Annotated in this window: 9 protein-coding genes; 5 read left to right on the forward strand and 4 right to left on the reverse strand. The window is 72.7% G+C overall.

What is annotated here, in order from left to right; genetic code table 11:
- The 3 genes from HW578_RS18830 to HW578_RS18840 all read left to right on the forward strand — a co-directional run.
- Positions 1-552 (forward strand): glycosyltransferase family 4 protein (locus HW578_RS18830; RefSeq protein WP_198372252.1); only part of this gene is annotated, 552 nt, incomplete at its 5' end.
- 171 nt (positions 553-723) lie between these two features.
- Entirely contained in the window at positions 724-1371 is a 648-nt protein-coding gene (locus HW578_RS18835; RefSeq protein ID WP_198372253.1) for a class I SAM-dependent methyltransferase, read from the forward strand.
- Between the two features lie 46 nt (positions 1372-1417).
- Entirely contained in the window at positions 1418-2182 is a 765-nt protein-coding gene (locus tag HW578_RS18840; RefSeq protein WP_198372254.1) for a competence/damage-inducible protein A, read from the forward strand.
- 6 nt (positions 2183-2188) lie between these two features.
- Here the strand turns inward: HW578_RS18840 and HW578_RS18845 are convergent, their stop codons facing one another.
- The 4 genes from HW578_RS18845 to HW578_RS18860 all read right to left on the reverse strand — a co-directional run bounded on the left by HW578_RS18845 (position 2189) and on the right by HW578_RS18860 (position 7078).
- Positions 2189-3154, reverse strand: coding sequence for an esterase-like activity of phytase family protein (locus HW578_RS18845; protein WP_198372255.1), 966 nt, complete (start codon positions 3152-3154; stop codon positions 2189-2191).
- A 134-nt stretch (positions 3155-3288) separates the two neighbouring features.
- Complete coding sequence (gene cobT, locus HW578_RS18850) at positions 3289-5163, reverse strand: cobaltochelatase subunit CobT (RefSeq protein ID WP_198372256.1); 1875 nt, start codon at positions 5161-5163, stop codon at positions 3289-3291.
- 242 nt (positions 5164-5405) lie between these two features.
- Positions 5406-6410, reverse strand: coding sequence for a cobaltochelatase subunit CobS (cobS, locus tag HW578_RS18855; protein ID WP_198372257.1), 1005 nt, complete (start codon positions 6408-6410; stop codon positions 5406-5408).
- Positions 6411-6466: 56 nt separating this feature from the next.
- Positions 6467-7078, reverse strand: a complete 612-nt coding sequence (locus HW578_RS18860; RefSeq protein ID WP_198372258.1) for a J domain-containing protein — start codon at positions 7076-7078, stop codon at positions 6467-6469.
- Positions 7079-7162: 84 nt separating this feature from the next.
- On the opposite strand from HW578_RS18860, the gene HW578_RS18865 reads away from it, so the two are divergent.
- Together HW578_RS18865 and HW578_RS18870 are read left to right on the forward strand one after the other, a co-directional pair.
- Positions 7163-7447: a BolA family protein gene (locus tag HW578_RS18865; RefSeq protein ID WP_198372259.1), complete on the forward strand. Its 285-nt coding sequence runs from the start codon at positions 7163-7165 to the stop codon at positions 7445-7447.
- On the forward strand, positions 7447-8493 hold a 1047-nt coding region (locus tag HW578_RS18870), incomplete at its 3' end, for a hypothetical protein (RefSeq protein ID WP_198372260.1). The genes HW578_RS18865 and HW578_RS18870, both read left to right, overlap by 1 nt.

Raw genomic sequence — 8493 nt, forward strand, 5'->3', positions numbered from 1 at the left:
GCTGCGGCGCGGCCCGCGGCGCGCGACGCCGGGCCGCACTTTGTGAACCTCGGCCGGATGCGGGCCTACAAGGGGCTCGACCTGCTGCGCGACGCCTGGGCGGCCTTCCAGCCGCGCCACCCTGGCGCGACGCTGCTGGTGGCCGGCGAGGGCGATCCCGAGGCGCTGGCACCCGGCCTGTCGGCCCTGCCCGGCGTCACAGTCGAGTCGCGCTGGCTCGGCGAGGCCGAGATGGCGGCGCTGGTCGCCGAGGCCGACGCCGTGGTGCTGCCCTATCGCGAGGCGAGCCAGAGCGGCGTCGCGCCGCTCGCCCATGGCCTCGGCGTGCCGGTGGTGGCGACCCCGGTCGGCGGCCTCGCCGAGCAGGTGCGCGACGGCATCGACGGCGTGCTGGCCCGCGCCATGACCGCGGCGGCGCTGGCCGATGCGCTCGAGGCCGCGGCCGATCCCGCGCGCCTCGCCGTGCTCGTTGAGGGCGCGCGGGAGACCGGCCGGCGCCTCAACGACTGGGACGGCATCGCGGCGCGGCTGGTGGCGATGCTGCGCGGCTGATCCACCGGTGCGGCGCGGTCCGGCCCGCGGCCCGATCACCCGCCCTTGCGGACGCTGCGCCCCTGGCGGGCGCGCCCGCTGCGCGCCATAACGCCGCCCTGGCCCGCGCCGGGCCGGTTAGGGGAGCGCCGAAGCCACCATGTCCATCACCCGCCTGGCGGCCGCCGCGCCATGACGGAGGGCCGCGGCTACCGGGCCGAACTGATGCTGCGCCGCGGCCTGCCGGAAGGGCTGAAGATACTCGGGCGCTTGGCGCGCCTCGCCTTCCAGCCGCCGCCGCCGCCCGCGCCGCCGATCCCGCAGGGGCAGCTCGAGGGCTGCGTGCTGCTCAACGACCGTTCGGAGATGCTGCGCCGGTTCCCCAAGGGCGGCCGGGTGTGCGAGCTCGGCACCTATCGCGGCGACTTCGCACGCATGATCCTCGACACGGTGCAGCCGGACGAGCTGCACCTGGTGGACGTGACCTTCGCGCTGTGCCGGCAGGACGTGCTGGACCACCCTGCGGTCAGCCGGCACGAGATGACCACCGTCGCCTACCTGGGCGGTTCGGCGACGGCGGATTTCGACTGGATCTACGTCGATGCCGACCATGGCTACGAGGCGGTGGTGGCCGACATCGCCGCCGCCAAGGGCCGCGTGAAGCCTGGCGGGCTGCTGGTTTTCAACGATTTCGCGCGGATCGTCCGGCCGGGCTTCGGCGTCTTCGGCGTGCACCAGGCGGTCTGCGAGTTCGCCGCCGCCGACGGATGGGCCGTGGCATATCTCTCGCTGAACGGCGAGGCGCTGTACGACATCGCGCTGCGCCGCCCGGCGGGCTGACGCGCCGCGCGGGCTCGGCCTATCCTGCACGGTGGAGGACCTCGCCATGACCAGCCCGACCGCCTGCCTGCTCATCATCGGCAACGAGGTGCTCTCGGGCCGCACGCAGGACGCCAACCTGAAGTTCCTCGCGACGCGCCTCGGCGAGATCGGCATCCCGCTGCGCGAGGTGCGCGTGATCCCCGACGTGCGCGCCACCATCGTCGCCACGGTGAACGAGGTGCGCGCGAAATACGACCACGTCTTCACCACGGGCGGCATCGGCCCCACGCATGACGACATCACCAGCGAATGCGTGGCCGCCGCCTTCGGCGTGCCCTGGGAGCCGCATCCGGAAGCCTGGCGGCGCCTCGAATCCCACTATGCGCGGCAATCCCCGCCGGGCGACTTCAACGCGGCGCGCCAGCGCATGGCGACCATGCCGCGCGGGGCGGCGCTGATCGACAACATCATCTCGATCGCGCCGGGCTTCACCATGGGCAACGTGCATGTGCTGGCCGGCGTGCCGCGCATCATGCAGGCGATGTTCGAGGCGCTGGCGCCCACGCTGAAGGGCGGCCCGCCGGTGGTCTCGGCCGCCGTGCACGCGACCGGGCTGATGGAGGGGCGCATCGCCGAGGGCCTCGCGGACATCCAGGCGCGCTATCCGGACCTCGATATCGGGTCCTACCCCTACTACCGGACCGGTGGCGGCGGCGTGGCCGTGGTGGCCAAGGGCACGGATGCGGATGCCGTGAAGGCGGCGGCGCGCGACGTGCTGGTGTTCATGCGGGCCTGCGGGGCGCATCCGGCGGAGGGTGAGCCGGACTGAGCGTCGCTACGCGCGCAGTCCGAACAGAAGCATCAGGCTGCGCTGCAGGGTGCTCTCATTGTCGTCCGTGACCAGGGCGACGATCAGGCGTCCCTCATGGCGCACCGCTGCCACGCCCTCCCAGTTCTCCGCAGGCAGGGGGGCGCCGTCCAGGCGCAGGATCTCCTCGCCCGCCAGCACCGTGCCCGGCCCGGCGGCGGCGAGTGCAGCGGCAGGCATGCGCACCAGCCGCGCCGCGAAACCGGTCAGCCAGGTGAAGTGGCGTTCCAGCACCAGCGCGCCGCCATCGGGCAGGCCGGCGGCATCCACCGGCACAAAGCCCGGTTCCGGGCGCCACGCGACCGGCGCCCAGCGTCCGGGGCGGCCAATCCAGGCCTGGCGCAGCGCCTGCGCGCCCGGGGGCGCCAGTTCCTCCGTCATCGCCAGCAGGCGGCCATCGGCGAGCAGCGTCAGCGCCTCGAGCCCGCCATTGGGCGGCGCGCGATCGAGGCCGGGCGGCGCCTCGACATAGGTGCCCGGCCCGTCCAGGCGGCGATAGGCGCGGATGCGGTGCCAGCGCTCATAGGCGACCAGCCAGGTGCCATCGGGCAGCCGCGTGATCGCTTCCGCGTCCGCCGCGCGGCCCCGAGGCAGCGGCCTGCCGGCCCCATCGCGCAGCGGCCCGGCGGCGATGGGCACCAGCCGGTGGGCGATGGCCTCGCGCAGTTCGATGCGCGCCTGCGCCCAGCGACCCCGATCGTCGACCATGGTCGCGACCAGGTCGTCGTCGAGGTGGATGCCGGAAAGGTTGGCAGCGCCGAGGCGCGTAGCGTCGATCTCGAAACCGCCGAGGCTGCGCAGCGGGCCATCGAGCGGGACGGGTGGCAGGAGGGTCCCCGCCTCGTCAGCCGCAGCCGGCGTGCGCCCGCAGGCGGCCAGCAGGGCAGCGGCCGCGACGACCCGGCGGCGCGTCGGGCGCGCATCGCCCGGCATGCGTCAGGTCATCGCGAGGCGCAGCGCCACATGCTGCCAGGTCACGCCAGCACGAGGCCGCGTTCCGCCGCCGCACGCTGCGTCGCGCCGCAGGCGCGCTGTACGAAGCGGCGTGGCGGCGCGCGGCCTGCGCGTCACACCAGCACTGGCCCGCGTTCCGCCGCCGCGCGCTGCCAGGCTTCCGCGGCGTCCTCGTCGAATAGTTCGGCGAGCTTCTTCATCATGGTGCCGCCGAGTTCCTCGGCATCCACAATGGTCACCGCGCGGCGGTAGTAGCGCGTGACGTCGTGGCCGATGCCGATGGCGATGAGCTCCACCTGGTTGCGGCCCTCGATCTCGTGGATGACCTTCCGCAGGTGGCGCTCCAGGTAGTTGCCCGGGTTCACGCTCAGCGTGCTGTCATCGACCGGCGCGCCGTCGCTGATCACCATCAGGATGCGCCGGTGCTCGGGCCGCGGCAGCAGCCGCTTGTAGGCCCATTCCAGCGCCTCGCCGTCGATGTTCTCCTTCAGAAGACCCTCGCGCAGCATGAGGCCAAGGTTCTTGCGCGCGCGCCGCCAGGGCGCATCGGCGGCCTTGTAGACCACGTGGCGCAGGTCGTTCAGGCGGCCGGGATTGCGCGGCTTACCCTCCTGCACCCAGCGCTCGCGCGACTGGCCGCCCTTCCAGGCGCGCGTGGTGAAGCCCAGGATCTCGGTCTTGACCGCGCAGCGTTCCAGCGTGCGCGCCAGGATGTCGCAGCACATCGCCGCCACCGTGATCGGCCGCCCGCGCATCGAGCCCGAATTGTCGATCAGCAGCGAGACGACGGTGTCGCGGAAATCCGTGTCGCGCTCCCGCTTGTAGGACAGCGCGTGCATCGGGTTGGTCACGACGCGCGTCAGCCGCGCGGCGTCCAGCATCCCTTCCTCGAGGTCGAATTCCCAGGCACGCTGCTGCTGCGCGAGCAGCCGGCGCTGCAGCCGGTTCGCCAGCTTGCTCACCACGCCCTGCAGGTGGCTCAGCTGCTGGTCGAGCTGCTGGCGCAGGCGGTTCAGCTCATCCGGGTCGCACAGATCCTCGGCCGAGACGATCTCGTCGAACTGCGTCGTGAAGGCGTGGTAGCGCGTGGTGTCGTCGACCTGCGGCACCTCGCGGCGCTGCTGCGGGCCGCCGGGCTTGTCGTCCCCGTCCGCCGCCGCGCCGTCCTCCTCGGTCTCTTCGCCCTCTTCTTCCGCGGCCTCGCCCTGCATCTGCTCGGGCTGTGCGCCGAGCATCTGGTCTTCCTGCTCGGATTGCGACTGGCCCTCGCCGGACTGGTCCTGCTGGGGGGTGCTCTCGCCGCCTTCCTCGCCTTCCTCGTCCTGCTGCTCGGATTCCGCCTCGACCTCGGCTTCCGCCAGGTCGAGCGCGGTTAGCAGCTTGCGCGCGGCCTTCGCGAAGGCGGCCTGGTCATCGGCGGTCTGCGCCATCTCGGCCAGCGCCTCGTCGGCCTTCTCGCCCAGCGTGTCGCGCCACAGGTCGAGCACGCGGTGCGCGATCTCGGGCGCGGCCTCGCCGGTCAACTTCTCACGCGCGATCATCGCGAGCGCGGCGGGCAGCGGCAGCTGGTCCTTCCGCGTCATGCGGTCGTAGCCTTCGGCCTCGCATTCCTCGGTCAGCTTGGCGCGCAGGTTGGCGGCCACGCCGGCCATGAACTTCGAGCCGACGGTCTCGACCCGCACCTGCTCGAGCGCGTCGAACACTTCGCGCGCCTCGCGCCGGCCGGGGATGCGCGACGCGTGCAGCGATTCGTCGTGGTGACGGAGGCGGAGCGCAGCGGCGTCTGCGGCGCCGCGCAGCTTCGCCATCTCGGCCGGCGGCAGGGCGCGGGTGGGCAGCGGCAGGCGCACGCGCTTGCCGGCCACGCCGGAGGGGCCGGGCTGGAAAGCCACCTGCACCTCGGGGTCGGCATGCGCGATGGCGCGAAGCGCGCCCGCGGTGGCGCGCTTGAACTCCTCCTGGCGGGTGAGGTCCTGCTTGCCGGACATGAAGTGTGGCCTCCGCTGCGCTTCGGCGGGCCGGCCTGATTCAGACTGCGCTCCTCGGCGCTGCGCGCCTGCGGTGCTCCGTCATCAGGACGACCTTCTGTGGTATTGCGTTCGTCGGGGCCGGCCCGATCCGGGCTTCGCTCCTCGCGCCATTGGCGCTGCGGGGCTCCGTCATCGGGACGGCCGTCTGCGTTACTGCGTGGTCGCGGTCGGGATGTCCCGCCCGCGCCTGCCGCGGGGCCTCACCCCGCCTTCTTCAGCAGCCCCGTCGAGACTTCCTCGTTGAAGCAGCGCTGGTAGTATTCCGCCACCGTCGCGCGCTCCGCCTCGTCGCACTTGTTGAGGAAGGACAACCGGAAGGCGAAGCCGACATCGCCGAAGATGCGCGCATTCTCCGCCCAGGTGATGACGGTGCGCGGCGACATGACGGTGCTGATGTCCCCGGCGATGAAGCCCGCGCGCGTGAGGTCGGCCAGGGCCACCATCGCCTCGACCTGCTTCCTGGCCTTGGCGTCGCCCTCCTTGCCCATCTTCGCGAGGACGATCTCGGTCTCCATCTTGTGCGGCAGGTAGTTCAGCGTGGCGACGATCGACCAGCGGTCCATCTGCCCCTGATTGATCTGCTGCGTGCCGTGATAGAGCCCCGTGGTGTCGCCCAGGCCCACCGTGTTGGCGGTGGCGAACAGGCGGAAATACGGGTTCGGGCGGATCACGCGGTTCTGGTCGAGCAGCGTCAGCTTGCCCTCGACCTCGAGCACGCGCTGGATCACGAACATCACGTCCGGGCGGCCGGCATCGTACTCGTCGAAGACCAGCGCGCAGGGGTGCTGCAGCGCCCAGGGCAGGATGCCCTCGCGGAACTCGGTCACCTGCTTGCCGTCCTTGAGGACGATCGCGTCCTTGCCGATGAGGTCGATGCGGCTGATGTGGCTGTCGAGGTTGACGCGGATGCAGGGCCAGTTGAGCCGCGCCGCCACCTGCTCAATGTGGGTCGATTTCCCGGTGCCGTGGTAACCCTGGATCATCACGCGGCGGTTGAAGGCGAAGCCCGCCAGGATCGCGAGCGTCGTCTCCTTGTCGAAGCGATAGGTGCTGTCGACCTCCGGCACGTGTTCCGTGCGGATCGAGAAGGCCGGCACCTCGAGGTCGAGATCGAGCCCGAAGGCCTCGCGCGCCGTCACCTTGATGTCCGGCGCGTCGATCGCGGAGGTCGGGCGGATGTCGGAGATTGGGGCGACCTTGTTCATCTGCAGTCCGGTTCCGTCACTGTCGGGGGCATACTAGGGGTGCGCGGCCGATCCGGCTACCCGGCGGGCGCGCCGGCGGGCTCGGGCGCCGCTGCCGCGCGCGCGGGGACCCGGCGCTTCAGCAGGCTGTAGGCGCGGTTGATGTCCTTCAGCCGGTCCTCGGCGGCGCGGTCCCCGCCGGTGGCGTCGGGATGGTAGCGCTTGGCCAGGTCCTTGTAGCGGGCGCGAAGCTCCGCCTGGTCGAGCGGCCAGGTGAGTTCCATGAGTTCAAGTGCGGCGCGCAGCTCGGGCGGGGTCTCCACCGTCTCGCGCGGGCGGCGGCGCTGCGTGGGCGCCTCGGCGCGCAGCACGCCGAGCGGGTCGCGGAGGATCTCGGGGTCGAAGCGCCCCGCGCCACCAAGCCGCCCCAGCGGCCAGGTGGGCCGCTGCCAGGCGGTGTCCTCGCGCAGATGCGCCTCGATCTCGTTGGGCGCCATACCCTTGTAGTAATCCCAGGCGGCATTGTAGGCGCGCACATGCGGCAGGCAGAACCACAGGAACTGGCGCAGCGACCGGTCGCGCGGCGCGCGGAACAGGCCGGCATCGGTGCAGCCCGGATGCTCGCAGGCATGGCGCGGCGCGCCGGCGTCCGCGGGGTCCGGCTCGACCTTCCTGCCACCCTTTCGCATCACGCCGTTATGGGAGCCATGCGCGCATCCCGCAAGGCGCATGACACCCCTTGGCAGCACGCGCCGAAGGACCGAAAAGCACGCATGGACGACAGCCGCGCCCAGCGCATCCAAGCCTTGCTGCAGGCCGCCTTCGCACCCGCCGAGGTCATCGTGCAGGACGACAGCGCGAGCCATGCCGGCCATGCCGGCGCCCGCCCGGGCGGGCAGACGCACTACAGCGTGACCGTGATCGCGCCGGCCTTCGCAGGCCAGTCCCGCGTGGCGCGATCGCGCGCCGTGCACGAGGTGCTGGCCGCGGAATTCTCCACCGGCCTGCATGCGCTGGCGCTGCGGCTGATGACGCCCGAGGAAGCGGCGCGGCGCTGATGCCGCGCCCACCCACCCTCGCGGGCAAGGCCGGCGCCGCGGCGTGGCCGCCGGCCCGCAGGGTGATCTTTCGTGACCGGGAGATCCTGGTGGTCCACCAGCCAGGCCGCTCGGCACACAGCCTCGTGACCTTCTCCGACCTGACCTTCCGCCCCGACGGCACCGCCTTCTGGGGGGAGGAGGCGGCGACGAAGCTCGGCCTCGACACGGTGGGCTTCGTCGCGCAGCGCGAGAACTGGTTCCCGCGCGCCTCGGTCGAGGCCGCGCTGGCGGCCGTGCGCCAGGTGCTGAAGCCGCGCGTGGTGCCCTATGGCTACAGCATGGGCGCGCATGGCGCGCTGAAGCATGCAGCGCGGCTCTCCGCCGCCGGCACCATCGCGGTCGCACCGCAGGCCAGCATCGCGCCCGCCGACGTGTCCTGGGATGCGCGCTTCCACCGCTTCCACCGCCCGTTGCCGCACCGCGACATGCGCCTGGCGGCCGCCGACCTCGCCCCGTTCGCCGCCGTCATCGCCGACCCCTACGACACGGTCGACTGGCGCCATGCGCGCCTGGCCGCCGAGGCCGGCCCCGTCCACCTGTTGCGCACGCCGCTCGCGGGCCATGCCGCGATCTGGCTGCTGGCCAACACCGAGACGCTCGAGGCCCTGCTGGCGGCCGTGCTCGCCGGCGATGCCGCGGCCATGCGCGCGGTGCTGCGTCAGCGCCGCGCGCAATCCGGCCACTGGTTCCGCCTGATGGCGCGCGCCGCCTTCGGCCGCGGCCATGCCCGCCTGGCCGAGGCGCTCTGGACCCGCGCCGGCGAGCTCGGTGTGGCACCCGCCGTGCTGCGCTTCGAACGCGCGGATTCGCTGGCCGACCGCGCGCTCCGGCTGATCGCCCTTGGCCGCACGGCCGAGGCGGTGGAGGTCTGCCGGACGCTGGCCGCCCTGTCGCCGGGGGCCTGGCAGCGGGTCGGGCGCGCGGCGCACCTGCTGCTGGCCGCCGGCGCCGCCGCGGAGGCCGAGGCCACCTTCCCGCCGCGCCATCAGATCCGGAGAGCACAC

It is taken from the genome of Roseomonas rosulenta, assembly GCF_016106005.1.
In the GTDB taxonomy this organism is placed as follows: domain Bacteria; phylum Pseudomonadota; class Alphaproteobacteria; order Acetobacterales; family Acetobacteraceae; genus Neoroseomonas; species Neoroseomonas rosulenta.

What these genes read in the sequence shown, in the direction of transcription:
- HW578_RS18835 (WP_198372253.1), top strand. Translation starts at nt 724, where the DNA reads ATGACGGAGGGCCGCGGCTACCGGGCCGAACTGATGCTGCGCCGCGGC.
- HW578_RS18840 (WP_198372254.1), top strand. Translation starts at nt 1,418, where the DNA reads ATGACCAGCCCGACCGCCTGCCTGCTCATCATCGGCAACGAGGTGCTC.
- HW578_RS18845 (WP_198372255.1), bottom strand. Translation starts at nt 3,154, where the DNA reads ATGCCGGGCGATGCGCGCCCGACGCGCCGCCGGGTCGTCGCGGCCGCT.
- cobT (WP_198372256.1), bottom strand. Translation starts at nt 5,163, where the DNA reads ATGTCCGGCAAGCAGGACCTCACCCGCCAGGAGGAGTTCAAGCGCGCC.
- cobS (WP_198372257.1), bottom strand. Translation starts at nt 6,410, where the DNA reads ATGAACAAGGTCGCCCCAATCTCCGACATCCGCCCGACCTCCGCGATC.
- HW578_RS18860 (WP_198372258.1), bottom strand. Translation starts at nt 7,078, where the DNA reads ATGCGAAAGGGTGGCAGGAAGGTCGAGCCGGACCCCGCGGACGCCGGC.
- HW578_RS18865 (WP_198372259.1), top strand. Translation starts at nt 7,163, where the DNA reads ATGGACGACAGCCGCGCCCAGCGCATCCAAGCCTTGCTGCAGGCCGCC.